The organism is Geodermatophilus sp. SYSU D00684, assembly GCF_054050455.1.
In genome coordinates this window covers 24,561-50,894 of sequence record NZ_JBJGZI010000019.1, presented here as the reverse complement: position 1 = coordinate 50,894, position 26,334 = coordinate 24,561, and the positions used below count along the sequence as shown (strand labels likewise).

The window sequence follows — 26,334 nt, the reverse complement described above, 5'->3', positions numbered from 1 at the left end:
GGATCGCACGATTCCACCAGCGACCGAACCGGGCGTCAGACCGACGGGGGCCGCGCCGGCAGCAGCGCGGCCGGGTCCCGGCGGCGCAGCGCGCCCGCCCAGAGCCCCGCGCCGTAGGCCAGGTCCTCCAGCCGGCGGGCGGCGGCGAAGCGCACCGGGTCCACCGCCGCCCGGTGCGGCCACCAGGCGAGGACGGCGTCGGCGGCGGCGACGGCCAGCGCGGCCCGCCGCGCGCGGCGGGACACCAGCGCCGCGGCGGCGGTCAGCGGCCAGTGGTGCCGGGTGGCCGAGCGGGCGAGCGTGCGGCCGGCCGCGGCCGTGCCGCGCAGCACCAGCGCCGCGGCCAGGCCGTACGGGGGGCGGCGGCCCGGGCCGGCGACGCGGTGCGCCAGGCGGACCGTCGCGTCGCCGAGGACGGCGACCGCCAGCACCCGGCCGGCGCGCCCGCCGGCCAGCGCGAGGGCCAGCGCGGCCGCCGACCACGGGCTCACGACCACCGGTGCGACGGCGCGGCCGTGCCGGGCGGCCAGCGGCGCCGCCCCGGTGCCGTAGACCGCCCGCCGGCGCAGCCACGCGCCGGTGGCCGAGGGGTGCTCGTGGTCCACACGCGCGGCCGGCTCGTAGCGCACCCGCCAGCCGGCCGCGGCCAGCCGCCACACCAGGTCGACGTCCTCGGCCACCCGCATGCCGGCGTCGAAGCCGGCGCCCAGCGCCGCCCGCCGGACCAGCAGCGCCGCGCTGGGCAGGTAGGACAGACCCGACAGCGGCGCGACCGGCCCCGGGTCCGGGCCCATGTCCAGGGCGCTGACCGCCGTCTCGTAGGCGGTCACCCACCCGGGGTCCGCGGCCGGCAGGGCGGTGATCCGCGGCGCGACGACGGCCAGCCGCGGGTCGGCCAGGTGCGGCAGCAGCGTCGCCAGCCAGCCGGGCCGGGGCACGCAGTCGGAGTCGAGGAAGGCGACGGCAGCGGTCGTCGCGGCGCGCAGCCCGGTGTTCCGCGCGGCGGCGGGCCCGAGCGAGCGCTCGTGCCGCAGCACCTCGGCCCCGCCCGCGGCGGCGGCCGCGGCCAGCGCGGGGGCGTCGGCGGAGCCGTCGTCGACGACGAGCACGCGCCCGGCGGCGGTGTCCGGGTCGGCGCGCAGCGCGGCCAGCAGGCGGGCGACGCCGGCGGCGCGGTCGCGCACGGGGACGACGACGGTGACGCCGTCCGGGCCGGGCGCGGGGCCGGCGGGCTCGGGGACGGCGACGCCGGCGTCCTGCAGGCGCGCCGCGAGCGCCGCCGTCGCCGGGCCGGTGACGACGAGGCGGTCGCCGGCGAGCAGGTCGCGGGCGCGCGGCGCGAGGCGGAGCAGCCGCAGCGGCGAGCCGCCGAGCAGCGCCGCGCCGTCCTCCAGCCGGCGGGTGCGCGGGTCCAGCCGCACCGCCCAGCCGTCGGGCAGCCGGGCGTCCGGGGGCGGCGGGAGGCTCACCCGGCCAGCACGGCGTCGGTGGTGGTGACCTCGACCAGCGGCGCGTAGAGGCCCATGAGGTCGAGTGCCTTCCGGTGGTCGTCGTCGGTGCTGCCGGCGCAGGCGTCGGCGACCACGCGCACCGGCACGCCGGCGTCGGCGGCGGGCAGCACGGTGGAGACGACGCAGCAGTCGGTGGCCACGCCGGCCACGGTCAGCGGCCCGGCGCCGACCGCCTCCGCCAGCTCCGGGCCCCACTTGCCGAAGGTGGTCGCGGTGAGCACGCGGGCCGGGCCGGGGTCCTCGACCAGGTCCCACAGCGGGGCGTCGGGCGGCTGCAGCGCGAACGGGAACCGCTCGTAGTAGTCGACCCAGGCGCCGGCGGGCTCCCGCGGCGCGACGAACCGGGTGAGGACGACCTGGTCGCCGAAGGCGGCCACCAGGCGCCGGATGCGCGGGCGCACCTCCTCGTAGCGGGGCGCCGCCCACGGGGAGCCGGGGTCGGCGAACACCCGCTGCGGGTCGACGACGACCAGCCAGCCGGAGGGGTGCGTCACGGCCGGACCCTAACCGCCCGCGGTGCCGCGGCCAGGTTTGGTCAGGCTAGCCTTACCCGGACCGACCGAAGGAGACCGTCCATGTCCCGTCCCCTCACCCGGCGCGCCGCCCTGGCCGCGGCCGCCCTCACCACCGCCGCGGCGCTGGCCGCCTGCGGCTCCGACGACGGGGGCTCGACGGCGGGGTCCGAGGCGTCCTCCCCCGCGGCCGGCGGCGACGGCGCCTTCCCCGTCACCGTCAGCACCGCGTTCGGCGACGTCGAGATCGAGGAGGAGCCGCAGCGCGTGGTGGCCCTCGGCTGGTCCGACGCCGAGACGGCCCTGGCGCTCGGCGTGCAGCCGGTCGGCGCGAGCGACTGGCTCGGCTTCGGCGGCGAGGGCGTGGGCCCGTGGGCCGAGGGGCTCTACGACGAGGCGCCGGAGATCATCGAGACGCTCGAGCCCAGCCTCGAGGCGATCGCCGCGCTGGAGCCCGACCTCATCCTCGACACCCGCTCCGACGGCACCCAGGAGCGCTACGACTCCCTCAGCGCGATCGCGCCGACCGTGGGGATCCCCGAGGGCGCCGAGCAGTACGTGACCACCTGGCAGCAGCAGCTCGAGCTGGTCGGGCAGGCGCTCGGGAAGAGCGACGAGGCCGCGCAGCTGCGGAGCGACCTCGAGCAGCGCTTCGCCGACGCCGCGGCGGCCAACCCGGCCTTCGACGGCACCGAGGTCGCCGTCGGCGCGTACACCTCCGAGGGCTTCGGCGCCTACGTCCGCGGCGACACCCGCGTCGACTTCATGGAGGCGCTGGGCTTCACGAACAAGCAGGCGATCCAGGACCTCTCCACGGAGAGCTTCTTCGTCCCCGTCTCCGACGAGCAGGTCTCGCTGCTGGACGCGCCGCTGACCGTCGTCTTCCCGATCTTCGTCGACCCGGCGCAGATCACCTCGAATCCGCTGTGGCAGACGCTGCCGTCGGTGCAGCAGGGCAACGCGCTCGTGCTCGAGGACGAGACGCTGGTCAACTCCTTCTCCAGCGGCTCGGTGCTCGGGACGGGGTACGCGCTGGACAACGCGGTGCCGCTGTTCGCGGAGACGCTGCAGGGCTGACCGGCTCAGTACGCAGGAGGCCGTCCCGGCACCGCCGGGGCGGCCTCCTGCGTCCGCACCGCCCCCCGGCGCAGCGCGAGCGTGCCGAGCAGCCCGACGAGGAAGGCTGCCAGCACGCCGAGGTTGGCGAAGGCCCAGTCGCCCTCGCGGCCGCCGAGCCCGAGCGGGCCGAGCAGGTAGCCCTGCCAGTCCAGCCAGCCGGCGTAGGTGTTGGTGACCAGCCCCCAGCCGAGCACGGTGCCCACCGCGAGCAGCAGCAGCGGCACCGGCGGGACGGCGCCGTAGCGGCCGCGGGCGTCGTAGAGGTCGGCCTCGGCGTAGTGGCGGCGGCGCAGCGCGAGGTCGCCGAGGAAGATCCCGCACCAGGCGGCGATCGGCACGCCGAGGGTGATGAGGAAGCCCTGGAACTGGACCGAGAAGCTGGCGTCGGCCAGGAACACCACCCAGATCGCGCCCAGCACCATGAGGGTGCCGTCGATGCCGGCGGCGACCGGGCGGGGCACCCGCACCCCGGCGGCCAGCAGCGACAGCCCCGACGAGTAGATGTCCAGCAGCGCGCCGCCGACCAGGCCGAGCACCGCGACGACGACGAACGGCACGAGGAACCAGGTCGGCAGGATCGTGCCGAGCGCGCCGATCGGGTCGGCGCCGATCGCGCCCGACAGCTCCGGGTCCGAGGCGGCCAGCAGCAGGCCGGTGCCCAGCAGCACGACGGGCGCCAGCGCGCCGCCGAACGTCGTCCAGCCGACGACGCCGCCGGTCGACGCCGCCCGCGGCAGGTAGCGGGAGTAGTCGGCGGCGGCGTTCACCCAGCCGAAGCCGTAGCCGGTCATCGCCAGCACGAGCGCGCCGACGACGGCCGCCGTCGAGCCGCCCGGGACCGCGGTCACCGCCGACCAGTCGACGTCGTCCACCACCAGCACCACGTAGACGACGGTGAGCACGCCGCTGACGACGGTGATCACCGCCTGCATGCGCATGATCGCGTCGAAGCCGAGCACGCCGCCGGCCACGACCAGCGCGGCGACGACGAGCAGCGCGACCACCTGGGTCGCCGTCCCGCCGCTCCAGCCGAGCTGCCCGAACACGGTCGCCGTCGCGAGGGTGGCGAGGCTGACCAGCACCGTCTCCCAGCCGACGGTGAGGACCCAGGACAGCGCGGCCGGGACCCGGTTGCCGTGCACGCCGAACGCGGCGCGGCTGAGCACCAGGGTGGGCGCCGAGCCGCGCTTGCCCGCGATCGCGACGAGCCCGCAGAGCAGGAACGAGACGACGATGCCGACCGTCCCGGCGACCAGCGCCTGCCCGGCGGAGATGCCGAAGCCGAGCAGGAACGAGCCGTACGCCAGGCCGAGGACGCTCACGTTGGCGCCGAACCACGGCCAGAACAGCTGGCGCGGGCGGCCGCGGCGCTCCTCCTCGGCGATGACGTTGATGCCGTTGGTCTCGACGGCGCCGCGCCCCGCGGCCACCTCCGCGCCCCGGTCGACGGCCGGCTGCTGGGTCATCGGCGGCTCCTCCCCGTGTCGTGTCCCCGCCATCCTGGCGCGCCGGGGGGACCGCGGCCCGCGGGGCTAGCGGAGCCGCCCGTCGTCGCCCACGTCCCAGCGGGCCACCGCCGCCGCGAGGCGGGCCGCCAGGCCGGCCAGCAGGCGGGCGCCCTCCTCCGCCGAGGCGCCGGCCGGGTCGCCGAGCACGCCGGTGGGGCTCACCCCGTGCACCCCCTCGGCGCGCAGCCGGGGCAGCAGGTCGCCGATCGGCGTCGTCACGCCGGCGACGAGGGCCCCCGACCGCACCGATGCCGGTTCCACGTGCAACAGCAGCGAGGTCTCGGTGCGCCCGGCGTGCGCGTCGCCTCCGGGGACGCCGCAGGGGGACCAGGCGGCGTCGCGGCCCTCGGCGCGCAGCAGCGGCACGGCCCGGCGCAGCGCGTCGAGGTTGCCGCCGTGCCCGTTGACGACGAGCAGCCGGCCGGCCCAGCGGCAGGCGGAGCGGCCGTACTCGACCAGCAGCGTGGTCAGCGCCTCGGTGCCGATCGAGACGGTGCCGGGGAAGCCCTCGTGCTCGCCGCTGGCGCCGTAGGGGAGGGCGGGGGCCAGGACGCCGTCGAGGTCCGCCGCCCGGGCCACCGCCTCGGCCACGACCGTGTCCGTGGCGAACGGCAGGCCGGGCCCGTGCTGCTCGACCGAACCGAGCGGGACGACCAGCAGCGGGCGCGCGGGCAGCTCCGGCCACGCGGCGCCGGCCAGGTCGGGCACCGGGTCAGCCTAGGCGGTAGAAATGGCCATTCCTGCCGCCCCCGGGCTCAGGCGGGGACGGCCTCGGCGTCGACGGGCAGCCGCCACGGCCGGACGACGAGCACCAGGACCGCGATCGCCACGACCAGCGCGGCCAGGACGACGACGCCCATCGCGACCGCGTCGTTGCCGAGCACGCCGACCAGCGGGGCGACCGCAGCGCCGACGCCGAACTGCACCGCGCCGAGCAGCGCCGCCGCGGTGCCGGCCGCCTCGCCGTGCCGGGACAGCGCGAGCGCCGGGGCGTTGGGCAGCGCCAGGCCGGAGGCGAACAGCACCGCCCACAGCGGCAGCGCGATCGCCCACAGCCCGCCGGTGCCGGTGCCCGCGAGCACCAGCAGCACCGCGCCCGCGAGCGCCCCGACGACGACGCCGGTCACGAGCACCTGGGCGGGGGAGAACCAGCGCAGCACGACCGGGTTGAGCTGGGTGGCGCCGATCAGCCAGACGGCGCCGGCGCCGAAGAGCAGGCCGAACTGCTGCTCGTCGAGGCCGAACTGGTCCTGGAAGACGAACGAGGAGCCCGAGACGTAGCTGAACAGCCCGGCCATCGTCAGCCCGGCGACCAGCACCAGCCCGACGTAGGCGCGGTCGCGCAGCAGCGCCCGGTAGCCGCGCAGCGTCCCGGCGACGCCGCTGCTGCGCCGCCGCTCGGGCGGCAGCGTCTCGCGCACCGCGAACCAGCCGACCGCGAGCAGCGCCAGGCCGTAGACGGCGAGCAGCAGGAACACGCCGCGCCACGAGGTGACCCGGAGGACCTCCCCGCCGACGGTCGGCGCGAGCACCGGCGCCGCGCCGAGGACGAGGAACAGCCGGGAGAGCATGGTGGCCGCGGCCCGGCCTTCGAACAGGTCCCGCACGACGGCGAGCGCGATGACCGCGCCGGCCGCCGTCCCCACGCCCTGCAGGAAGCGCAGCGCGCCGAGCACCGCGATCGACGGCGCGACGAGCACCAGCAGCGAGGCGACGACGTGCAGCGCGGTGCCCGCCAGCAGCGGGCGGCGCCGGCCCAGGGCGTCCGACAGCGGCCCGAGCACGAGCTGGCCGAGCGCCAGGCCGACCAGCGTGCCGGTGAGGGTCAGCTGCACCGTGGCCGAGCTGGTCCGCAGGTCGTCGGCGATGGTGGGCAGCGCCGGGAGGTACATGTCCACGGTGAGCGGCCCGAGGGCCACGAAGGCGCCGAGGGTGAGCGCGGTGCGGGCGGTCCCGGGCCGGTCGGGGGTCGTGGCCGGTCTCGTCGCCGGCCGGTCCTGGATCGTCGTCACGACGTTGCGCAAGGCAACCGGGTGCCGGTGCATTCCGGGACGCCGGGGTGTCGCCCGTGTCGCGCGGCCGATCCGGGGAAGGGCAGGGGCATGACCACCGACTCGCAGGACGCCACCGCCAAGGTCGCCGGGCTCATCAAGGGGCAGAGGTTCGGCTTCCTCACCACGACCATGCCCGACGGGCGGCTGACCAGCCGGCCCATGGCGCTCCAGGAGGTCGAGTTCGACGGCGGCCTCTGGTTCTTCGCCGAGCACGACGCCCCGTGGCTCGCGCACATCCGGGCCTCGCCGCAGGTCAACGTCGGCATCGGCTCGGGCGGCACCTGGGTGTCGCTGACCGGGACCGCGCGCGTCGTCGACGACGTCGCGAAGAAGAAGGAGCTGTGGAACGGCGGCGTCGAGGCGTGGCTGCCGCAGGGGCCCGAGGACCCGTCCGTCGTCCTGGTGAAGGTCGACGGCGACACCGCCGAGTACTGGGACAGCCCCGGCAACCGGCTGGCGACGGCGCTGAGCTTCGTCAAGGCCAAGACCACCGGCTCGAAGCCCGACACCGGGGAGAAGGACGTCGTCGACCTCCCCTGAGGGAGGACCCCCTCGGCCCCCGGCCCACGCTCCGCGCGGGCCGGGGCCCTGCGAGGGGGCCAGGGGCACCCAGCGGACTCCCAGGCGGCTCACCGGGCCCGGTCAGGGACGGCGGTCAGCCTGGGGGCACGTCGTCCCGGAGGTGCCCCGTGCTCACCCTCGCCCTGCTCGTCGCCCTGCTCCTGACCATGACCCTGGCCGACCTCGCGCCCGGCCTGCTCCCCGACGGGCCGGGCCCCGCCGGGGTGGCGCCGATCCGCTGAGGCCTCAGCCCGGCTGCAGGCCGGCCAGCGGCGACTCGTCGCACGCCTTGGCCGGCGGGAGCGACGGCATGCCCAGCAGCGTGGGCTGGCCGCGGACCGGGCCGGTGTGCGAGTGGTCCAGGTGGCTGCGCGGCGCGACGAGGTCGGCGTCGCGCGCGGCCAGCGCGGTCTCTCCGTACCCCTGCACGCACTCGGGGTCCGGCCCGTCGAGCGGCAGGCCGGTGAAGAACTTGGCCGCCATGCAGCCGCCGCGGCAGGCGTCGAAGTGCGCGCACTTCGTGCAGGCGCCGCCGGTCTGCGGGCTGCGCAGCTCGGCGAACAGCTCGCTCTGCTGCCAGACCCGCTGGAAGCCGCCCGGCGAGCGGACGTTGCCGGCGAGGAACTGCTCGTGGATGGCGAACGGGCAGGCGTAGACGTCGCCGACCGGGTCGATGAGGCAGACCACCCGCCCGGCGCCGCACAGGTTCAGGCCGGGCAGCGCCTCGCCGTAGGCGGACAGGTGGAAGAACGAGTCGCCGGTGAGCACCCGGTCGCCGTTGGCGAGCAGCCACGCGTAGAGCTCGCGCTGCTGGGCCTGGGTGGGGTGCAGCTGGTCCCAGACGTCGGCGCCGCGCCCGGACGGGCGCAGCCGGGTGATCCGCAGCTGGGCGCCGTAGCGGTCGGTGAGCGCCTTGAAGTCGTCGAGCTGGGAGACGTTCTCCCGGGTGACGACGACGGAGACCTTGAAGTCGCGCATCCCGGCCTCGGCCAGGTTCTCCAGGGCCTTCACCGCGGTGGCGAACGAGCCGGTGCCGCGGACGCGGTCGTTGACCTCGGCGGTGGCACCGTCGAGGGAGATCTGCACGTCGACGTAGTCGGTGGCCGCCAGCTGCCGCGCCCGCTCGGCGTTCAGCTTGACGCCGTTGGTGGAGAACTTGACGCCCACGTCGTGGCCGATGGCGTAGTCGAGCAGGTGCCAGAAGTCCGGCCGCACGGTCGGCTCGCCGCCGCCGACGTTGACGTAGAAGACCTGCATCCGCTGCAGCTCGTCGATCACCGTCTCGGCCTCGGCGGTGGTCAGCTCGCGGGGGTCGCGCCGGCCCGAGGAGGACAGGCAGTGCACGCACGCCAGGTTGCAGGCGTAGGTGAGCTCCCAGGTCAGGCAGATCGGGGCGTCGAGGCCGTACTCGAACTGGTCGACCAGCCGGCCGCCCGTGGGGCGCTGGGGGACGACGGCGGTCATGCGCGCACCTCGATCATCTGGGAACGGGCGAGGTCGGCGAGCGCCCTCACGTAGGCGGGCCGCTGGGCCTCGGGGACGCCGCACGCGGCGAGCGTGGCGTCGGCGCTGGGGTGGTCGGCGAGGGTCTCCACGACGCTGACCAGCGTCTTCGACTTGAGGAAGGACAGCTTCCGGTTGCCGAAGTGGTACACGAGAGCCCCGAACGGCTCCGGCCGCAGCGCCACCGACCGGGCGCGCCGCCAGGGTCGGGCCGGGTCGAAGACGTCCGCGGCGGGAGCGGCGGGGGTCACGGGACCGGTCGGCTCAGTAGACGCCGCACATGCCGTCGATGGAGACCTCCTCGACGAGGGACTCCTCGACCAGCTCCTCCTCGGCCGCAGCGGTCGCGACCGCGTCCTGGGTCTCGGTCTGGGCGGTCGTCTCGGGCATGCGGGGCCTCCGGAGAGCGGCGGAACGGGATGCGGGGGACGTTAGAGACACCGGGTGCCACCGGCAAGCGAGGGGGGTGGCCGCCGGCCGGCGAGGGGCTGACCGGCGCGGCCGGGTGGGACAGGATGGGCGCGTGAGCCCGCCGACGATGACCGCCGTCCCACCGGCCGTGGACGACGGCCTCGGCAGCACCCGCGCCCGGATCGAGCGCGCGGCCCTCGAGCTGTTCACCGCCGCGGGTTTCGAGCAGGTGACCATCGAGGAGGTCGCCGCCGCCGCGGGCACCAGCCGGCGCACGTTCTTCCGGCACGTGGGCGGCAAGGCCGACGCCGTGTGGGGGGACTTCGCCGGCCACGTGTCCCGGCTGGCCGCCCTGCTGGACGCCGCCGGCGACGACGTCCCGGTGCTGCCCGCCGTGTTCGGCGCCTACGTCGAGGTCAACGACTACGCCGAGGCCGACCTGCCGGTGCTGCGGCAGCGGATGCGGCTGATCCTCACCGAGCCGGCGCTGCTGGCGCACTCGCAGCTGCGCTACGCCGAGGTCGACGAGGTGGTGGCGCGCTACGTCGCCCGCCGCCGCGGCCAGAGCCCCGCCGACCTGCTCCCCCGCCTGGTCGCCACCGCCACGCGCGCGGCCGCGACCACCGCGTTCGAGGTCTGGCTGGCCGGCGGCAACGGCTCCCTCGCGGAGGCGCTGCGGACGGCGTTCGCCCAGCTCGCGGAGGGCTTCCCCGACCTGCGCTAGAGCGCGGCGCGCAGGCCCGCGAGCAGGCGGTCGACGTCGTCGTCGTCGCTGTAGGGCGCGAGCCCGACGCGCAGCCCGCCGGCGTCGCCGAGCCCCAGCCGACGGGAGGCCTCGATCGCGTAGAAGTTGCCGGCCGGGGCGTTGACCCGCCGCTCGGCCAGCGCACGCGAGACCTCGGCGGCGGGCCGGTCGGCGAAGGTGAGCAGCAGGGTCGGCGTCCGGTGCCGGGCGCGGGACCACAGCGTGACGCCGGGGAGCTCCGCGACCGCCTCCTCGATGCGCTCGCGCAGCCGGTCCTCGTGCGCCTCGACGGCGGCCATCCCGGCGGTCAGCCGGGCGCGCCGGTCGCCCTCTGGGCCGCCGAGGGCGGCGAGGTAGTCGACGGCCGCGGTGGTCCCGGCCAGCAGCTCGTAGGGCAGCGTGCCGAGCTCGAACCGCTCCGGGACGGCGTCGGTCGAGGGCAGCAGCTTGTCCGGGTGCAGCGTCTCCAGCAGCGCCGGCGCGGCGGTCACGCAGCCCAGGTGCGGGCCGAGGAACTTGTACGGCGAGCAGGCGTAGAGGTCGGCGCCGAGCGCGGCGACGTCGACCGGCGCGTGCGCGGTGAGGTGCACCCCGTCGACGTAGGTGAGCGCCCCGGCGTCGTGGGCGAGGACGGTGAGCGCCGCGACGTCGGGCCGGGTGCCGATGAGGTTCGAGGCGCCGGTGACCGCGACCAGGCGGGTGCGCTCCGACAGCACCGCCCGCAGCGCCTCGGCGGTCAGCTCCCCGGTGTCCGGGTCGAGGTCGGCCCAGCGGACGGTCGCGCCGCGGGCGGCGGCGGCCTGCACCCACGGCCGCACGTTGGCGTCGTGGTCCAAGCGGGTGACGACGACCTCGTCGCCGGGTCCCCAGGCGGCGGCCAGCGTGCGGGAGAGGTCGTAGGTCAGCTGGGTCATCGAGCGGCCGAAGACGACCCCGCCCGGGTCCCCGCCCACCAGGTCCGCGACGGCGGCGCGGGCGGCCAGGACGACGTCGTCGGCGTTGCGCTCGGCCTCGGTCAGCCGGCCGCGGTTGGCGATCGGGGACCCCAGGGTGGCCGCCACCGCGTGCGCGACCTGGCGCGGCACCTGGGAGCCGCCCGGCCCGTCGAAGTGGGCGGCCCCGGCGCGCAGGGCCGGGAAGTCAGCGCGGACGGCGGCGACGTCGTAGCTCGTGTGCACGGGGGCAGCATGCCCGGCGGCCTGGCGCCGCCCGTGCACACTCCCGGGCGTGGACTCCCTGACGCACTCCGACTCGATCGTCGTCGCCGCCTCCCCGGAGGAGGTGTACGACCTGGTCAGCGACGTGACCCGCACCGGCGAGTGGAGCCCGATCTGCGCCGCCTGCTGGTGGGACGAGGGCGCCACCGGGCAGGTCGGCGACTGGTTCACCGGCCGCAACGTCACGCCCGAGCGGACCTGGGAGACGCGCAGCCAGGTGGTGGCGGCCGACCGCGGTCGGGAGTTCGCGTGGCTCGTCAGCGGGCGGCTGGTCCGGTGGGGCTACCTGCTCGAGCCGGTCGAGGGCGGCACCCGGCTGACCGAGACGTGGGAGTTCCTGCCCGCCGGCCTGGAGTTCTTCGCCGAGCGCTACGGCGAGGACGCCCCGCGGCAGATCGAGCAGCGCACGCGCGCGGCGCACGAGGGCATCCCGGCGACGCTGGCCGCGATCAAGCGCATCGCCGAGTCCTGACGCCCGTGCACTACCGCGGAGATGCCCGGGGCATCTCCGCGGTAGTGCACACCGGCCCGTCCGGGTCTCAGTCCTGGCAGAGCGACGTGCCGTACCGGCAGGCCACGACGTCCGGCGTGTCCACGGGACGGCCGGCGTCGACGGCGTGCGCCAGCCGGATGAACCCCGCGTGGCTCCAGGACAGCGGTGTCGCGGAGAACGTCGGCTCCCCCGGCACGAACTCCGTCCCCTCCGCCGACGGGGGCTGGTCGTCCCACACCTGCTCGGCCATGAAGAACGACCGGTCGTCGGCCGCCCGGGCCATCGTGTCCAGCCGCTCCTGGGCGGTCCCGGCGGCGTCGCCGCCGAGGGCCAGCTCGTACTCCCCCCGCTCGCCGGTGAGCAGCGGCCAGCCGCGGCCGATCGTCTCCCGCGAGCCCGGGTCCACCGGCTCCCACTGGGTGCCGTCGGCCTTCTCCCCGTACCCGTCGAAGCTCGACCGGTGCCAGAACCGGCCGTTGGCCGTGTCGTAGGCCAGCTGCTCGTCGACCAGCCGCAGGGTGTTCGCCACGACCGGGTCGTCGGCCGGCACGATGCCGAGCCGGACCAGGTCGAGGAAGCTCGGGTCGAGCACCTCCCGCTGGTCGACCAGCGGACCGCCGTCGGCGATCTGGATCTGGGTGCCGGCGTCGGCGTCCCCGTCGGCGGTGATGCGGAGGTAGTACGGCTCGGGCGACAGCGGGCCGGTGGTCGTCACCGTCCACTCCGCGAGACCCGCCCGCCACTCGTCCGCCGTGGCCAGGTACGTGTCGGCCCGGGCGTCGTCACCGTTGGCGCGGGCGATCTCGGCCGCGGTCACCAGGCCGGCGATCTCGGCCGCGATGGTGTTCGGCGACCACCCGCTCAGGTTCTCCCACCGCTCCTGCTCCGTCTCCGGCCCCTCGGCCACGATGAAGTCCGCCGAGAGCCGCACCCGCTCCCAGTCCTCCGGCCCCGTCCGGCCGAGCTGCCAGGCGAGCACGATCGGCAGGGCGATCTCGTCCATCTGCAGCCCGCCGAAGACCGCCTCCCCGTCGAGGCGCGCGTTCTGCGGGAACGACCCGTCGGGACGCTGCTGCACCGTCCACAGGTGGTCCAGCGCGCGCCCGGCGGCCGCCTCGTCGCCCATCGCGATCAGCGCGGTCGCGTGCTGGTACAGGTCGCGCGACCAGACCTCGTGGTAGACGGGGAAGTGCTGCAGCTCGTTCGCCCAGGCCCACGGCTTGCCCGGGGAGGCGATGAACCCGCCGCGGAAGGTCTTGTCCTCGCTGGCCGCGACGACCATGGCGGACACGTCGTACGCCGTGCGCCACCGCTCGGCACTGGCAGGCACGGGGGCCAGGCCGTCGAGGTAGTCGTGCCAGCCCTCGGTGTAGGCCGCCAGGGCGTCGTCGAAGCCCCGGTCCAGCGCCCGGTCGGCGGCCTGCGCGGCGTCGTCCTCCGTCGTCCCGAAGCCGAGGGAGAGGGTGAGCTGCTGCCCGCCGTCGGTGCCGGTGAGGCCGGTGCGGCCGATCTGCACCACGTTGCCGGGGGTCGGCGCGTCCCACCTGTCGTCGAGGACGAAGTCGTCGCGCAGGTCCGCCCAGCCGTCGCTGCGCTCGAGGTAGCCGCTGGAGGTGTCGGTGAGGCCGCCCGAGACGGTGACGGCACTGCTCAGCGCACCGTCGGTCGCCAGCAGCCGTCCGTCGGAGGAGCGGCCGGTGTCGTCGTTGGCGTTGAGCCCCAGGCCCACGTCGTGGAGCAGGTAGACCTGGTACGGCTGCCCGTCGAGGGACTCGAAGCGCACGTCGACGAGCACCGCGGACCGGTCGGGGTCGGTCGTGTAGGTCTTGGTGATGCGGTAGCGGCCGCTCTGCGCGGTGTTGACCTGCCGGTAGACCAGGGCCCGCGGGTCGACCAGCTCGACGACGGAGTCGGTGGCCTCGTCCTCCCGCTCGGCGAAGGTGGCGCCGTCGGTCACGACGAACTGGGTGTCCCGGGAGCTCGGCGTGTCGATCCGCGGGGCGTAGACCTCGCTGAGCGTGCCGTCGTTGAGCGTGTACCAGACCGTGCTGTCGAGGGCACCGATCGCCGTCCCGAAGCCGTCCTTGTCACCCGGCGACCAGGTCGCCGCCTCCCCGGGGTATCCGGGCGCCGCGTCCGCCGCCTGCGCCGAGGCGGGGACCACCGCCCCGAGGACGAGGACGCCGGCGACGACGGCACCGCCGACGACCGGCCGCCTCCCGGACCCCCTCGGCCGCGTCGCTCCGCGGGGGCGCCTGCGGCGCGGCGGGGTGTGGGGCAGGTCGTACGGGCTCACCGGCTGTCCTCCGTCTCGGACCCGGCCGGCGGAGCGCCGCACGCGCGGTCGCGCGACCAGCCGGGCACGACCGGCCCCCGTCCGGCCGTCGTCGTGTGATGTGCACCACACCGTAGGAGAGCCGGGAGGCCCCAGCCACCGGCGGGACTGCGTGCGCGTCCGCAGAGGGGCACGGGGCACCTCCGCGGACGCGCACGGCGGAGGGTCCTAGCGGCCGAGGATGCCGCCGATCGCGCCGCCGAGGCCGCCGCCCTGGCCGCCGCCGCCGCTGATCATCTTGATGAGGTCACCCGGGTCCAGCCCGAGCTTCTGCAGGATCCCGGCGTGCTGGTCGGTGTCGACCTGGCCGGGCAGTTCCTGGTCGGCCTGCTGCGCCTTGGCGTCGTCGCCCTGGGAGCGCAGCAGCTGGAGGATCTGGTCCTTGTCGATCTGCATGACGGCTCGCTACCCACTCAGCCCGCGGCACGCACCACCCGGTCGGGCCGGACGACGGCGAAGCGGGCCCGTCCCGCCCGCAGCCACGCGGTGAGCGCGCCGTCGACGTCGTCCACCTCGGTGCGCCGGCCGGCCGCGGTGACCGCCACGCGCCCCGGCGCCGCCAGCGCCACGACCGCGGTGCCGGCGCCGAGGACGTCGTCGAGCCGGCACTCCCGCCCGTCGGCGCGGACGCGGGCCCGCGGCACGAGGGTCCCGGCCAGCCGCCGTCCGGCCGGGCCGCGCCGGTCGACCAGCGGCCCGGGGCGCAGTGCCGGGGTGCGGCTGTCGGTGGCGTAGGCGGCCAGCGCCGGCACGCCCGCGGCCGCGGCGAGCACCGCCCGGCGGACCGGCACCGCGCCCGCTCCCCCGCCGGTCATCAGCCGCCCGACCACCGCCGCGAGCCGCACCAGCGCCCGGGCGTGCGGCTCCCGCTCGGCGCGGTGCGTGTCGAGCAGCTCCACGCCGGCGGCGCCGGTGACGACGGCGGCCACCTTCCAGGCCAGCTGGTGCACGTCGCGCAGGCCCAGCCCCAGGCCCTGGCCGACGAACGGCGGGGTGAGGTGGGCGGCGTCCCCGGCCAGCAGCACGCGACCGCGCCGCCAGCGGTCGGCCACCTGCGCCCGGTAGACGTACTCGGCCGCGCGGACCACCTCGGCGTCCTGCGCCCCGAACGGCGCGAGCAGGGCCGCCAGCGCGGCGCCGGTGAGGTCCGCGGCCGTCTCGCCGGGCCGCAGCCGCGCCTCGAAGCGGTAGCGGTCCCCGCTGACCGGCATGAACGTCGCCGCGCGGTCCGGGTCGCACACCTGGTGCACGCCCGGCCACACCGGCAGCGGCACCCGCGCGCGCAGGTCCACCACCAGCCAGCGGTCGGGCCGGCCGAGGTCGCGCATCCGCGCGCCCACCAGGCCCCGGACGGTGCTGTTCGCCCCGTCGCACCCGAGCACGGCCGAGGCGACGACGTCCCGGCGGCGCCCCGTGGCCCGCTCCCGCACGGTCACCGTGACGGAGCGGTCCGCCTCGGCCAGCCCGACGACCTCCTCCCCGCCGCGCAGCTCGACCCCCGGGGCGGCGTGCACCGCGGCGCGCAGCAGCCGCTCCAGGTCGGGCTGGTGGAACATCGACGCCTGCGGCCAACCGTGCCTCCCGGCGTCCCCGGCGCGCCGGAACTCGGCGAGCGTGCGGTGCCGGGCGTCGAGCAGCCGCAGCCCCGCCATGGGCCGGCTGACCTCGAGGAATGCCTCGGCGACGCCGGCGTCGGCCAGCACCCGCAGCGCCTCGTCGTCGAGGTGCACCGCGCGCGGCAGCCCGTACGGGCGGGGCTGGCGGTCGAGCAGCAGGACGGGCAGGCCGCGGCGGGCGACCAGCAGCGCGGCGGTCGTGCCCACCGGCCCCGCGCCGACCACCACGACCGGCGGGACGACCGGCTGCGACGACACGCCGCCCAGTGTCGCCGACCGCGCCGGGCCCGGGCTGGCACAGTGGCCCGGCGATGGCCCCGACGAACGCCCCCGCGCCGCCGGCCGAGTGGCGCCGGCACGGCCGGACGCGCGGCGACCGCTGGCGCACCCTGGCCGGCGGGCTGGGGCAGACGCTGGTCACCGCCGGCGTCGTGCTGCTGCTGTTCGTGGTCTACGAGCTGTGGGTGACCGACCTGTTCTCCGCGCGCGACCAGGACCGGCTCTCCGACCGGCTGCAGACCGAGTGGTCGGCGGAGCCGCCCGCCTCCGGGGTGCCCACCGTCCCCGCGGAGGTGCCGGTCGGCGAGCCGTTCGCGGTGCTGCACGTCCCGCGGCTGGGCGAGGACTGGTCGCGCGTCGTCCTCGAGGGGACCGGCGAGGACCAGCTGTCCCAGGGCCCCGGCCACTACGCCGGGACGGCGATGCCCGGAGCGCCCGGCAACGTCGCGCTCGCCGGGCACCGGGTGGGCCGGGGCTCGCCGTTCCTGGACCTGGACCGGCTGCAGCCGGGCGACCCGGTCGTCGTCGAGGTGGCCGACGGGTGGTTCACCTACCGGGTGCTCGGCGACCCGGCGCAGGACCCCAACGGCGTCCCCGGGCAGCAGGTCGTGACGCCGGCCGACGTCGACGTCATCGCCCCGGTCCCCGGGGCCGCCGCCGACGCCGCGCCCGCCGGGTCCTACCTGACGATCACCACCTGCCACCCGCGGTACTCGGCGCGGCAGCGGCTGGTCGTGCACGCCGTCCTCGACGGCCCGGGCGTGACCCGGGCGGACGCACCCGACGGGCCCCCGGCCCTGACCGAGGGCTGAGGAGGACCCGTGTACCGCTGGATCTGGCGGCACCTGCCCGGCGGGACCGCGACCCGGTCGGCGCTGTCCCTGCTGCTGGCGCTGGCCGCGGCGGCGCTGCTGCTGTTCGTCGTCTTCCCCTGGGTGGAGCCGCACCTGCCGTTCACCGCGGTGACCGTCGACCCCGGGCGCTGAACCGGACGTTGCAGTCCGTTGCGCACTCTTGACGGCACCCGGTGCCGCGGTGAGTCTGTGGCCCGGCGCACACTCCAGCGGGGTGTGCGCACCAGGCTGCCCGCCGACGAGGGCGGGCCGGACCGAGAGGACACCGGGTGAGGACCAAGGGCGCGATCCTGTGGGGCGTCGGCGAGGAGTGGTCGATCGAGGAGATCGAGCTGGGTGACCCGAAGGAGGGCGAGGTCCAGGTCCAGCTGGCCGCCTCCGGGCTGTGCCACAGCGACGAGCACCTCGTCACCGGCGGGACCCCGGTGGCCTTCTACCCGGTCATCGGCGGGCACGAGGGCTCCGGCGTGGTCACGAAGGTCGGCCCCGGCGTGACGGGCCTGCAGGAGGGCGACCACGTCGTCACCGCCTTCATCCCCGCCTGCGGCCAGTGCCCGCCGTGTTCCAAGGGCATGCAGAACCTCTGCGACCTCGGCGCGAACCTGCTGGCCGGCACCTCGATCTCCGACGGCAGCTACCGCATCCAGGCGCGCGGCCAGGACGTCATCCCGATGTGCCTGCTCGGCACGTTCTCCCCCTACATCACCGTGCACCAGGCGTCGGTCGTGAAGATCGAGCCCGACATCCCGCTGGAGATCGCCGCGCTGGTCGGCTGCGGCGTCACCACCGGCTGGGGCTCGGCCACCAAGGTCGCCGACGTGCGGCCGGGCGAGAACGTCGTCGTCATGGGCGCCGGCGGCGTCGGCATGAACGCCGTCCAGGGCGCGGCGGCGGCCGGCGCGAAGCGGGTCATGGTCATCGAGCCCGTGGCGAAGAAGCGCGAGTGGGCGATGGACCTCGGCGCCACGCACGTGTTCGAGTCGGCCGAGGAGGCCACCGAGAAGGTCAACGAGCTGACCTGGGGCCGGATGGCGGACAAGACGATCATCACGGTCGGCGACATCCAGGGCGAGGACATCCAGACCGCGCTCAGCCTCACCGGCAAGGGCGGCCGCGCCGTCGTCACCGGCATGGGCAACGCCGCCAACACCGACGTCAAGCTCAGCCTGTTCGAGCTGACCCTGCTGCAGAAGGACCTGCAGGGCGCCATCTTCGGCGGCCTGGCCCCGCGGGCGGCGATCCCCGAGCTGCTCTCGCTCTACCAGGAGGGCCAGCTCAAGCTCGACGAGCTCGCCACCACGAAGTACAAGCTCGAGGACATCAACCAGGGCTACCAGGACATGCGCGACGGCAAGAACATCCGCGGGATGGTCGTCTACGGCGACTCCGACCGCTGACCCCGTCCCCCGTGCCCGCCGGCGTCCCCGGCGGGCACGGGGAGCGGCTCAGCCGCGCAGCTCCGGGAAGTCGGTGTCCGCCCAGTCGGTGCCGGTGCCCCGCGGCGCCGCCCGCTCCTCGCGCTGCCGCAGCTCGACCCGGCGGATCTTGCCCGAGATGGTCTTGGGCAGCTCCGCGAACTCCACCCGCCGCACCCGCAGGTAGGGCGCCAGCCGCTCGCGCGCGTGCCGCAGCACCGCGAGCGCCGTCTCCGGCCCCGGCTCCCAGCCCGGCGCGAGGGTGACGTAGGCCTTGGGCACCGCCAGCCGCACCGGGTCCGGCACCGGGACGACGGCGGCCTCCACCACCGCCGGGTGCTCGATGAGCACGCTCTCCAGCTCGAACGGGCTGATCTTGTAGTCGCTGGCCTTGAAGACGTCGTCGGTGCGCCCGACGTAGGTGACGTAGCCGTCCGCGTCCCGGGTCGCGACGTCGCCGGTGTGGTAGTACCCGCCGGCCATCGCCTCGGCCGCCCGCTCGGGGTCGCCCTGGTAGCCGGTCATCAGGCCCGTCGGCCGCTGCGCGAGGTCCAGGCAGATCTCGCCCTCGTCCCCCTGCTCCCCGGTGACCGGGTCGACGAGCACCACGGGCACGCCGGGCAGCGGCCGGCCCATCGAGCCCGGCCGCACCTCCGCGCCGGGCGGGTTGCCCACCGACGCCGTCGTCTCGGTCTGGCCGTAGCCGTCGCGCAGGGTCAGGCCCCAGTGCCGCCGGACCTGCTCGATGACCTCGGGGTTGAGCGGCTCGCCGGCGGCCAGCACCTCGCGCAGCTGCCCGGGGCCGCCGGACAGGTCGGCCTGGATGAGCATCCGCCAGACCGTGGGCGGGGCGCAGAAGGTGGTGATGCCGGCGTCGCGGATCCGGCCGAGCAGCACCGCGGGGTCGAAGCGGCGGTAGTCGAGCAGGTGGACGGTCGCCTCGGCGGCCCACGGCGCGAAGAAGCAGCTCCAGGCGTGCTTGGCCCAGCCCGGGGAGCTGATGTTGAGGTGCCGGTCGCCGGGCTGCAGGCCCTGCCAGTACATCGTCGACAGGTGCCCGACCGGGTAGCTGACCTGCGTGTGCTCGACCAGCTTGGGCCGGCTGGTGGTGCCGCTGGTGAAGTACAGGAGCAGCGGGTCGCCGGGCGCCGTGCCGGGGTGGCCCAGCGGCCGGTCCGGCGCGCCGGCCGAGTCCGCGTAGGGCGCCCAGCCGGCGGGCTCCCCGCCGACGGCGATCCGGCCGTAGTCCCCGGGGACGGCGTCGAACTTCCCCGCCTCGGCGGCGTCGGCGACCACGTGCCGGGCGCCGGTGCGCCCGATGCGGTCGGCGAGGTCGGCGGGCGGCAGGGCCGTCGTCGTCGGCAGGATGACGGCGCCGAGCTTCATGACGGCGAGCATCGACTCCCACAGCTCGACCCGGTTGCCGAGCATGAGGACGACGCGGTCGCCGCGCCGCACGCCCCGCTCGCGCAGCCAGGCCGCCACCTGGTCGGAGCGGCGGGCGAGCCCGTCGAAGGACCAGCTGCCCTCGGTGCCGTCCTCCTGGGCGATCACCAGCCCGGGCCGCTCGACGCCCCGGGCGATCTCGTCGAACCAGTCGACCGCCCAGTTGAACGGCCCGTCGAACACCGGCCAGCGGAACTCCTGCGCGGCCTTCACGGGGTCCCCGCGCAGCGCGAGCAGCTGGTCGCGGGCGGCGCGGTAGGCGGCGGTGGCGGTGCCGGGCATCGGCGGCTCCTCGTCGTCGGGGACTCCTCCCCGCATCGTCGGCGCGGACGGGCGGGCCGGCCACCCCCGATCGCGCCGGGCGTTGCCCGAGGTTGCAGCGGAACGGGACGGCCTCCCTGACCTGCGTTAACGTGACCTGGGTCACCGCAGTCGCGCGTGAGGAGGTCCCCGTGTCGCTCCCGCCCGCCGCGCGCCCCGACGACCGCGACGCCCTGCGCGCCGCCGTCCGCGAGGTCCGGGCGCGCTCGGGGATGCGGGTCGTGTTCGCCGGTCCGGTGCGCGGCGGGGCGTTCCGCATCGACGAGCTGGTCGGCGCGCGCACCCGCCACCTGCACGGCCTGGAGATCCGCTCCGGCTCCGGCCTGGGCGGCCGGGTGCTGCGCGAGCGCCGGCCGGCGGGGGTCGAGGACTACGGGCGGGCGCTGGACATCACCCACGACTACGACGGCCCGGTGCTGGCCGAGGGGCTGCGCACGGTCGCGGCCGCCCCCGTGCTGGTGGCCGGCGCCCCGCGGGCGGTCCTGTACGCGGCCAGCCGTGAGGGCGGGTCGGTGGGCGACCGGGTGCGCGACGCGCTGTCCCGGGCGGCGGCCCGCATGGCCGCGGAGCTGACCGTCCGCGACGAGGTCGACCGGCGGCTGGCGCTGCTCGCCGCCGTCCCGGCGCCGGCGCCCGCGGACGGGCCGGCGCGGTGGGAGGAGGTGCGGGCGGTGCACGCCGACCTGCGCCTGGCCGCCCAGGAGACCGGCGACGCCGCCCTGCGCGACCGGCTGCTGGCCGCGTGCACCCGCCTGGCGGCGCTGGGCACCGCGGACGGGGCGGCGCCGGCGGTCCGGCTGTCGGGGCGCGAGGTCGACGTCCTGACCCAGGTGGCGCTGGGCTGCAGCAACCGGGAGGTCGCCGCGCGGCTGTCGCTGCGCCCGGAGACGGTGAAGAGCTACCTGGGCTCGGCGATGACCAAGCTCGACGCGCACACCCGCCTGGAGGCCGTCTCCCGCGCCCGGAGGCTGGGCGTCATCCCCTGAGAGCGCCCGCCCGGGTGTTGATCATCGTCCGCGTGCACGCGACACGGGCGGACACGCTGGGCGGCCGTGCACGCATCCGACGATCGACTCCACGGTCAGCCCAGCAGGCGGGTGAGGGCGGGGCCGAGGTCGCGCACGGTCCGCACCATCTGCGCCGTCCCCGCGCCCCGCGCGGCCAGCGACCGCGCCGCCGTCTCGGCCTCGGGCGTGGGCAGCGGGCAGAGCACGTGCAGCCGGTCGATGCCGGCGAGCGCGGTCTCCGGCGGGTCGCCGGTGGTGTGCAGGCAGTCCGAGAGCAGCACGACTACCCGCTCGTCGGCGACCTCGGCGGCCAGCTGCAGCCGGGCGGCCCGCAGCGCGCCGGCGACGTCGGTCATCCCGTGCCCGCGCAGGCCGAGCAGGTGGGTGACGACGTCCTCCGCGGCCCGCCGCTGGCCCTGGCGCTGCACGACGTCGACGTCCCGGCCGAAGGTGATCAGGCTGGTGCGCAGCCGCTCGTCGCCGGTGAGGACGACGCCGGCCGCCGCCACCGCCGCGATCGCCACCCCGAGCCCGGTCATCGAGCCGGAGGTGTCGACGGCGAGGCACACCGCGCGCCGGTGCCCGGTCCACCGCCGCATGACCAGGTCGCCGGCCTGCAGCGGCGTCCCGACGTCCCACCGGTCGAGCGTGCGGTCGAGGTCCAGGTCGCCGTCGCCGTGCCGGTCGGGCACCAGCCGCCGGGTGCCGCGGGTGCGCGACCGGCCCACCCGGCCGACCTGCACGAACACCCGGCCGGCCAGGCGCCGGGCGGCGGCGCGCAGCTCGCGGTCGGTGGCGGCGGCCAGGTCGGTGAGCAGCGCGGCCGCGGCGTCGGCGTCCTGGGCCATCAGCTCGGCGAAGGCCTCCTCGTCGAGCTCGCCGACCTCCGGGCTGACCTCCTCGAACGCGTCGTGGCGGGCGGCCATCTCGCGGCGGCTGGTCTGCCGGCGGCCGCCCCCGCCGCGGCGGTCGCGGCGCGGGGAGGAGGAGGGGTCAGGGCCCGCCGGTGACTCCGGCGGGCCTCCTGCTTTTCCCTCGCCACCCCCCTCGGCGGGAGCGGGGGGCTCCTCCTCGTCCGGTGGTGGCGGCCCGTCCGGCGGCCAGACGCCGTCGAGGATCTCGTCGATGACCGCCTCGGGCGTGCGCTCGACGCCCTCGGCGATCCGGATGCGGCCCGACAGCGCGGCGTGCGCGGCGTCGCGGGCGGTCTCGCGGGCGCCGTCGGCGCCCAGCCCGGACTGCCCGCGCACGTCCAGCAGGCCGCCGAGCAGCAGCACCAGGTCGGTGGCGCCGCGCACCGACGAGCCCATCCGGACGTCGCGGTGCACCCGCGAGGCCCGCACCAGCCGGACGGCCGGCCCGATGAGCGACGGCGGCGCGCCCGTCACCGCGGCGACGATGGCCCGCTCCGCGGCGGCGTCCTGGTAGCCGAGGACGACGCGGCACATCCGGTCGGCGATCGCCTGCCCGACGCGGGCGGTGCCGATGGCGTCGAACGGGTTCATCGCCGCGATGAGCCGGAAGCCGGCGGCCGCCCGCACGTGGCCGAGCCGCGGCACGGTGATCTCACCTTCGGTGAGCACCGTGATGAGGACGTTGAGCGTCTCCTCGGGGATGCGGTTGAGCTCCTCGAGGTAGAGCAGGCCCGAGCCGCGCATCGCCGTCAGCAGCGGCCCGTCGGTGAAGCTGCCGGGCACGTACCCCTCGGTCAGGACGGCGGCCGGGTCGTACTGGCCGATCAGCCGGGCCGGCGTCAGCTCGGCGTTGCCCTCGACGAACACGACCTCCTGGCCGGTCTCCGCCGCGATCGAGCGGAGCAGCGTCGACTTGCCCGTGCCCGGCGGGCCCTCGAGGACGACGTGCCGGTTGGTGCGCAGCGCGACCGTGAGCACCTCGCGCTCCCGGCGCAGCCCGATGACCGGGTGCGGCACGGTCGGCGTCACGCGGTCCCCTCCCTGGTCGGCGGGGTCTGCACACCCGGGGTCTCGGCGGCGCTCATGGCCCCGAGTGTGCAGATCCCCGTGCGGACGGTGGTGACCGGGGCCACTCAGGCCGGCGTCTCCTCCAGCGGCGGGGTGTCGAAGAGGATCACGCCGCGGATGTTCTTGCCGTCGACGAGGTCCTGGTAGCCCTCGTTGACCTCGTCGAGCGTGTAGGTCTGGGTGACCAGCTCGTCGAGCTTGAGGTCCCCGGACTGGTAGAGCTCGACCATCTTCGGGATGTCGTGGAACGGGTCGCCCGAGCCGAACAGGCTGCCCTTCACCGTCTTCTCGAACAGGGTGAGCAGCGAGCTGTTGAGCTCGACGTTGGTCGTGGTCGGGTCGGCCAGGCCGGTGATGACCGCCGTGCCGCCCTTGCGGATCACGTTCACCGCGTCCGCCACCACCTTCGCGTCGACGACGCCGACGGTGATGATCGCCTTGTCCGCCCCGACGCCCCGGGTGAGCTCCTGGACCAGCTCGTGCGCCTCCTCGGCGGTCTCGCAGCTGTGCGTGGCGCCGAGCTGCTCGGCGGCCTCGCGCTTGTTGGGCAGCGGGTCGACGGCGACGACGTTGCGCGCCCCGGCCAGCGCCGCGCCCTGCACGCTGTTGATGCCGATGCCGCCGATCCCGTAGACGACGATCGTGTCGCCGGCCTCGGTGGCCGCCGCGTGCACCGCCGAGCCCCAGCCGGTCGGGACGCCGCAGCCGATGAGCACGACCTTGTCCAGCGGCAGGTCGGGGTCGACCTTCACCGCGGAGTTCTCGCTGATGACGGCGCGCTCGGAGAACGTGCCGAGCATGCACATGCCGCCGAGGTCGTTGCCGTCGTCGTCGTGGAAGCGGTAGGTGCCGTCGGGCAGCTGGCCGTCGAGGATGGTCGCGCCCTGGTCGCACAGGTTGGACTTGCCCGTCGAGCACCAGCGGCAGTGGCCGCAGACCGGCAGGAACGAGCAGATGACGTGGTCGCCGGGCTGCAGCCGGGTGACACCGGGGCCGACCTTCTCGATGACGCCGGCGCCCTCGTGGCCGCCGACGATCGGGAACCGCGGCACGATGTCGCCGTGCCGGAGGTGCTCGTCGGAGTGGCACAGCCCGGCCGCGACGAAGCGGATGAGCACCTCCCCCGCCTTCGGCTCGTCGAGTTCGAGGTCGGTGATCTCGAACGGCTTCCCGACGTCCCGCAGTACCGCTGCCCTGGTCCGCATCGCCCCTCCAGCCCGCGGCCGCCGGCCCTCGGCGGCCCGTCCTCGGTCGGGCCATGGTCGGAGCGGCGGTGTGACCCGGGCCACCCCCGGACGGGGGGACCCAGCCCGCTCGCGCGGGTGGACCGCGTCCCCCGGTCGGGTGCGACGGTCACCGACGGTCGCCGCTGCGCTCCCCGCCTGCGGACGATCCCGCGGTGTCCCGCACCCCCCAGGCCCCGACGTGGAGCGTGCCGCCGCCGTGGACGGTCCCCGTGCAGCGCACCGCGACCGCCCCTGGCCCTCCTGGCTGCTGACCGTCCTCGTCGCAGCCGCCGTGGCGTCCGGCACCGTCGTCGCCCTGGACGACAGGCGTGGGGCGGGCGAGATGCCGGCGGCCAAGGGCACGTCGGTCGTGGACACCGGCTGGCGTCCGCTGTCGGTGTCCACGGAGTGGTTGGTGACCGGGGACGGCGCGCGGTACCGCGTCGTCGACGGGATCTGCTACCTCCAGGTGCACGTCCGCGACGTGGACGGCCAGTGGGAGCCCAACAGCCTCGTGGCCACGCTGCCGACGGGCACCGCGCCGGCGTGGCACATGGGGTTCGTGGCCACCCGCGACGGGCTGCCGTTCAGCGAGTTCAAGGTCTTCACCAACGGCCAGGTGCTCATGGTGGCGCCGGGCGACGGCCGCGACGGACGGCTCACCGCGTCGGCGTCCTTCCCCGTCGGGAGCTGACCTCAGCCGCGGGGGCGGGGCAGCACCCGCTGGGGCTCGCCGGCGCGGGCCGGGTCGAGCGGGACGGCGCTGGTGAGGACGGCGGGCCCGAGCCGCAGGACGCCGTCGGTCAGCGGAGCGCAGCGGACCCCGCCGCGGCCGCGCATCCCGCGGTGCGCGCCGGGCGCCAGCACGGTGTCCAGCCAGGCGCACGGGTTGGCCGGCCGCCCGCCGCGCAGGACGACCGCGCCCTCCCCGCAGTCGAGGGCGAACACCTGCCCGCGCAGGGCCTCCACCTCGGCGCCGCGCAGGACGACGTTGCGCCGGGCGAGCAGCGGGTCCAGCGGGCCGGCGCCGAGCTCGGCGGCCAGCGCCTCGACCGACTCCGCGGCGAGCACGGTGACCGCGGCGTCGCGGTGCGCGGGCCGGCCGGCGTAGCGGTCGCCGACGAGGCCGTGCCCGGCGCGCACCTCGACCCGCTCCACCCGGTCGCCGTCCTGCGGCGGGACGACGCCGCCGGGCCGCCCGTCGTACCGGTGCACCGGCGAGACGAGCAGCCCCACCACCTCGACGTCGTAGCGGTACGGACGCTCGGCGTTCAGCGGTCGACCAGCCCGTACTCCCGGGCCTCCTCGGCGGAGAGCAGCCGGCCGGCGCGCATGTCGGCGGCGACCTGCTCGACGTCGCGGCCGGTGGCCCCGGCCAGCCGCTCCTGCAGCCGGCGCAGCCGGCGGGCGTGCTCGGTGGCGAGGACCTCGACGTCCCGGCCCAGGCCGCTGCCCGGTGCCCGCGGCTCGGTGAGCTGGAAGAGGGCGTGCGTCCCGGCGGTGCGCCGGTCGGCCACCGCGAGGACGGCGACCGCGGCGCCGGCGATCGTGCCGAGGCAGGTGACGTGCACCGGGGCGCCCATGAGGTCGATGGCGTCGACGAGGACCAGGGCGGCGTCCAGGTCGGCGCTCACGCCCGACAGCCGCAGCTGCACCGGCCCGTCCCCGTCGGCGTCGAGCAGCGCCAGCTCGGCGACCGCCCGGTTGACCGCGTCGGCGTCGAGCTCGCCGGACAGCGTCACCATCCGGTGCTCGACCAGCCGCTCGGCCAGCCAGTCGGGCGAGCCGACGACGACGGACATCGCCGTCGCGCCCTGCCCGGGGACGGCCGGCGGCCGTGGCGGCGGCTGCCACGGGCTGCGGGGGTGGTCGGGCGGCGGCAGCGGGAACGGGGGCTCCGGCGGGAGGGGCGGCCAGGTTCCTGAGGGACGGGTCACGGGAACTCCTCGGACGTGCGGACCTGCCAGTCGACGGTGCGGCCCAGGGCGGCCGCGTAGCGCTCCAGCGTCGACAGCCGCGCGTCCAGCTCCCCGCTCTCCAGGCGGGCGACGGCGGACTGCGACGTCCCCATGCGCGCCGCGACCTGCGTCTGGCTCAGCTCGCTCTCCCGGCGCAGCCGGACCAGCTCCTCGATCAGCCCGCGCCGGCGCTCACCCCGGTCCTCCAGGCCGGGGAAGCGGCTGCGGCGCGGCGGCGGCATACCGGGAACGGTATACCTG

General features: G+C 76.4%; 27 protein-coding genes. 9 read left to right on the top strand and 18 right to left on the bottom strand.

The window, feature by feature from the left end; genetic code table 11:
• Positions 1–35: 35 nt before the first annotated feature.
• Together mftF and ACI79L_RS15040 are read right to left on the bottom strand one after the other, a co-directional pair.
• Positions 36–1,469, bottom strand: a complete 1,434-nt coding sequence (gene mftF, locus ACI79L_RS15045) for a mycofactocin biosynthesis glycosyltransferase MftF (protein WP_456937578.1) — start codon at positions 1,467–1,469, stop codon at positions 36–38.
• Positions 1,466–2,005 (bottom strand): cysteine hydrolase family protein, encoded by a 540-nt coding sequence (locus ACI79L_RS15040; RefSeq protein WP_456937577.1) that lies wholly within the window; start codon positions 2,003–2,005, stop codon positions 1,466–1,468. Before ACI79L_RS15040 ends, mftF begins: the two co-directional genes overlap by 4 nt.
• 81 nt (positions 2,006–2,086) lie before the next feature.
• Between ACI79L_RS15040 and ACI79L_RS15035 the strand changes: the two genes are divergently transcribed.
• Complete coding sequence (locus tag ACI79L_RS15035) at positions 2,087–3,100, top strand: iron-siderophore ABC transporter substrate-binding protein (protein WP_456937576.1); 1,014 nt, start codon at positions 2,087–2,089, stop codon at positions 3,098–3,100.
• 5 nt (positions 3,101–3,105) lie between these two features.
• On the opposite strand, the gene ACI79L_RS15030 is transcribed toward ACI79L_RS15035, so the two are convergent.
• The 3 genes from ACI79L_RS15030 to ACI79L_RS15020 form a co-directional block, all read right to left on the bottom strand.
• Positions 3,106–4,608, bottom strand: a complete 1,503-nt coding sequence (locus tag ACI79L_RS15030; protein WP_456937575.1) for a purine-cytosine permease family protein — start codon at positions 4,606–4,608, stop codon at positions 3,106–3,108.
• Positions 4,609–4,674: 66 nt separating this feature from the next.
• Positions 4,675–5,358, bottom strand: a complete 684-nt coding sequence (mftE, locus tag ACI79L_RS15025; RefSeq protein WP_456937574.1) for a mycofactocin biosynthesis peptidyl-dipeptidase MftE — start codon at positions 5,356–5,358, stop codon at positions 4,675–4,677.
• Between the two features lie 47 nt (positions 5,359–5,405).
• Positions 5,406–6,674, bottom strand: a complete 1,269-nt coding sequence (locus ACI79L_RS15020; protein ID WP_456937573.1) for a multidrug effflux MFS transporter — start codon at positions 6,672–6,674, stop codon at positions 5,406–5,408.
• Positions 6,675–6,752: 78 nt separating this feature from the next.
• Between ACI79L_RS15020 and ACI79L_RS15015 the strand changes: the two genes are divergently transcribed.
• Positions 6,753–7,244, top strand: coding sequence for a pyridoxamine 5'-phosphate oxidase family protein (locus tag ACI79L_RS15015; protein ID WP_456937572.1), 492 nt, complete (start codon positions 6,753–6,755; stop codon positions 7,242–7,244).
• Positions 7,245–7,511: 267 nt separating this feature from the next.
• On the opposite strand, the gene mftC is transcribed toward ACI79L_RS15015, so the two are convergent.
• The 3 genes from mftC to mftA are packed head-to-tail and all read right to left on the bottom strand — an operon-like array spanning position 7,512 to position 9,158.
• On the bottom strand, positions 7,512–8,729 hold the full coding sequence (gene mftC, locus ACI79L_RS15010; RefSeq protein ID WP_456937571.1) for a mycofactocin radical SAM maturase: 1,218 nt from the start codon (positions 8,727–8,729) through the stop codon (positions 7,512–7,514).
• Positions 8,726–9,019, bottom strand: coding sequence for a mycofactocin biosynthesis chaperone MftB (mftB, locus tag ACI79L_RS15005; protein WP_456937570.1), 294 nt, complete (start codon positions 9,017–9,019; stop codon positions 8,726–8,728). The genes mftC and mftB overlap by 4 nt, the downstream gene beginning before the upstream one ends.
• 13 nt (positions 9,020–9,032) lie before the next feature.
• A complete protein-coding gene (gene mftA / locus ACI79L_RS15000; protein ID WP_456930111.1) occupies positions 9,033–9,158 on the bottom strand; it encodes a mycofactocin precursor MftA in 126 nt (41 codons plus the stop codon).
• A 133-nt stretch (positions 9,159–9,291) separates the two neighbouring features.
• On the opposite strand from mftA, the gene ACI79L_RS14995 reads away from it, so the two are divergent.
• Positions 9,292–9,903, top strand: a complete 612-nt coding sequence (locus tag ACI79L_RS14995; RefSeq protein ID WP_456937569.1) for an acyl-CoA-like ligand-binding transcription factor — start codon at positions 9,292–9,294, stop codon at positions 9,901–9,903.
• Here ACI79L_RS14995 and ACI79L_RS14990 read toward each other — a convergent pair.
• A complete protein-coding gene (locus ACI79L_RS14990) occupies positions 9,900–11,102 on the bottom strand; it encodes a cysteine desulfurase-like protein (RefSeq protein ID WP_456937568.1) in 1,203 nt (400 codons plus the stop codon). The two genes, ACI79L_RS14995 and ACI79L_RS14990, sit on opposite strands and share 4 nt — an antisense overlap.
• 49 nt (positions 11,103–11,151) lie before the next feature.
• Between ACI79L_RS14990 and ACI79L_RS14985 the strand changes: the two genes are divergently transcribed.
• The gene (locus ACI79L_RS14985; RefSeq protein WP_456937567.1) at positions 11,152–11,613 is read left to right on the top strand and encodes an SRPBCC family protein; all 462 of its coding nucleotides are present in this window, start codon (positions 11,152–11,154) and stop codon (positions 11,611–11,613) included.
• 67 nt (positions 11,614–11,680) lie between these two features.
• Here the strand turns inward: ACI79L_RS14985 and ACI79L_RS14980 are convergent, their stop codons facing one another.
• The 3 genes from ACI79L_RS14980 to ACI79L_RS14970 form a co-directional block, all read right to left on the bottom strand.
• Positions 11,681–13,930: a glycoside hydrolase family 15 protein gene (locus ACI79L_RS14980; RefSeq protein ID WP_456937566.1), complete on the bottom strand. Its 2,250-nt coding sequence runs from the start codon at positions 13,928–13,930 to the stop codon at positions 11,681–11,683.
• Between the two features lie 207 nt (positions 13,931–14,137).
• Positions 14,138–14,365 carry a hypothetical protein gene (locus ACI79L_RS14975; protein ID WP_456930107.1) on the bottom strand — a complete coding sequence of 76 codons (228 nt, stop codon included), beginning with the start codon at positions 14,363–14,365 and terminating at the stop codon, positions 14,138–14,140.
• Between the two features lie 17 nt (positions 14,366–14,382).
• Positions 14,383–15,843 (bottom strand): bifunctional 3-(3-hydroxy-phenyl)propionate/3-hydroxycinnamic acid hydroxylase, encoded by a 1,461-nt coding sequence (locus ACI79L_RS14970; RefSeq protein WP_456937565.1) that lies wholly within the window; start codon positions 15,841–15,843, stop codon positions 14,383–14,385.
• Between the two features lie 53 nt (positions 15,844–15,896).
• On the opposite strand from ACI79L_RS14970, the gene ACI79L_RS14965 reads away from it, so the two are divergent.
• The 3 genes from ACI79L_RS14965 to ACI79L_RS14955 all read left to right on the top strand — a co-directional run bounded on the left by ACI79L_RS14965 (position 15,897) and on the right by ACI79L_RS14955 (position 18,115).
• Positions 15,897–16,676, top strand: a complete 780-nt coding sequence (locus ACI79L_RS14965) for a class E sortase (RefSeq protein WP_456937564.1) — start codon at positions 15,897–15,899, stop codon at positions 16,674–16,676.
• Positions 16,677–16,685: 9 nt separating this feature from the next.
• On the top strand, positions 16,686–16,850 hold the full coding sequence (locus tag ACI79L_RS14960; protein ID WP_456937563.1) for a hypothetical protein: 165 nt from the start codon (positions 16,686–16,688) through the stop codon (positions 16,848–16,850).
• Between the two features lie 137 nt (positions 16,851–16,987).
• Positions 16,988–18,115, top strand: a complete 1,128-nt coding sequence (locus ACI79L_RS14955) for an NDMA-dependent alcohol dehydrogenase (protein ID WP_456937562.1) — start codon at positions 16,988–16,990, stop codon at positions 18,113–18,115.
• 48 nt (positions 18,116–18,163) lie between these two features.
• Here the strand turns inward: ACI79L_RS14955 and ACI79L_RS14950 are convergent, their stop codons facing one another.
• Entirely contained in the window at positions 18,164–19,861 is a 1,698-nt protein-coding gene (locus tag ACI79L_RS14950; protein ID WP_456937561.1) for an AMP-binding protein, read from the bottom strand.
• Between the two features lie 170 nt (positions 19,862–20,031).
• On the opposite strand from ACI79L_RS14950, the gene ACI79L_RS14945 reads away from it, so the two are divergent.
• Entirely contained in the window at positions 20,032–20,886 is an 855-nt protein-coding gene (locus tag ACI79L_RS14945; protein ID WP_456937560.1) for a LuxR C-terminal-related transcriptional regulator, read from the top strand.
• 95 nt (positions 20,887–20,981) lie between these two features.
• Here the strand turns inward: ACI79L_RS14945 and ACI79L_RS14940 are convergent, their stop codons facing one another.
• Positions 20,982–22,850 carry an AAA family ATPase gene (locus ACI79L_RS14940; RefSeq protein WP_456937559.1) on the bottom strand — a complete coding sequence of 623 codons (1,869 nt, stop codon included), beginning with the start codon at positions 22,848–22,850 and terminating at the stop codon, positions 20,982–20,984.
• Between the two features lie 104 nt (positions 22,851–22,954).
• Entirely contained in the window at positions 22,955–24,094 is a 1,140-nt protein-coding gene (locus ACI79L_RS14935) for an NDMA-dependent alcohol dehydrogenase (RefSeq protein WP_456937558.1), read from the bottom strand.
• 238 nt (positions 24,095–24,332) lie between these two features.
• On the opposite strand from ACI79L_RS14935, the gene ACI79L_RS14930 reads away from it, so the two are divergent.
• Positions 24,333–24,809 carry a hypothetical protein gene (locus ACI79L_RS14930; RefSeq protein WP_456937557.1) on the top strand — a complete coding sequence of 159 codons (477 nt, stop codon included), beginning with the start codon at positions 24,333–24,335 and terminating at the stop codon, positions 24,807–24,809.
• Between the two features lie 2 nt (positions 24,810–24,811).
• On the opposite strand, the gene ACI79L_RS14925 is transcribed toward ACI79L_RS14930, so the two are convergent.
• From ACI79L_RS14925 to ACI79L_RS14915, 3 genes are read right to left on the bottom strand one after another with little or no spacing between them, the layout of a single operon-like run.
• Positions 24,812–25,354 carry an MOSC domain-containing protein gene (locus ACI79L_RS14925; RefSeq protein ID WP_456937556.1) on the bottom strand — a complete coding sequence of 181 codons (543 nt, stop codon included), beginning with the start codon at positions 25,352–25,354 and terminating at the stop codon, positions 24,812–24,814.
• Between the two features lie 32 nt (positions 25,355–25,386).
• On the bottom strand, positions 25,387–26,052 hold the full coding sequence (locus ACI79L_RS14920) for an ATP-dependent Clp protease proteolytic subunit (RefSeq protein WP_456937555.1): 666 nt from the start codon (positions 26,050–26,052) through the stop codon (positions 25,387–25,389).
• The gene (locus tag ACI79L_RS14915; RefSeq protein WP_387991689.1) at positions 26,049–26,315 is read right to left on the bottom strand and encodes a helix-turn-helix domain-containing protein; all 267 of its coding nucleotides are present in this window, start codon (positions 26,313–26,315) and stop codon (positions 26,049–26,051) included. Before ACI79L_RS14915 ends, ACI79L_RS14920 begins: the two co-directional genes overlap by 4 nt.
• Between the last annotated feature and the right edge of the window lie 19 nt (positions 26,316–26,334).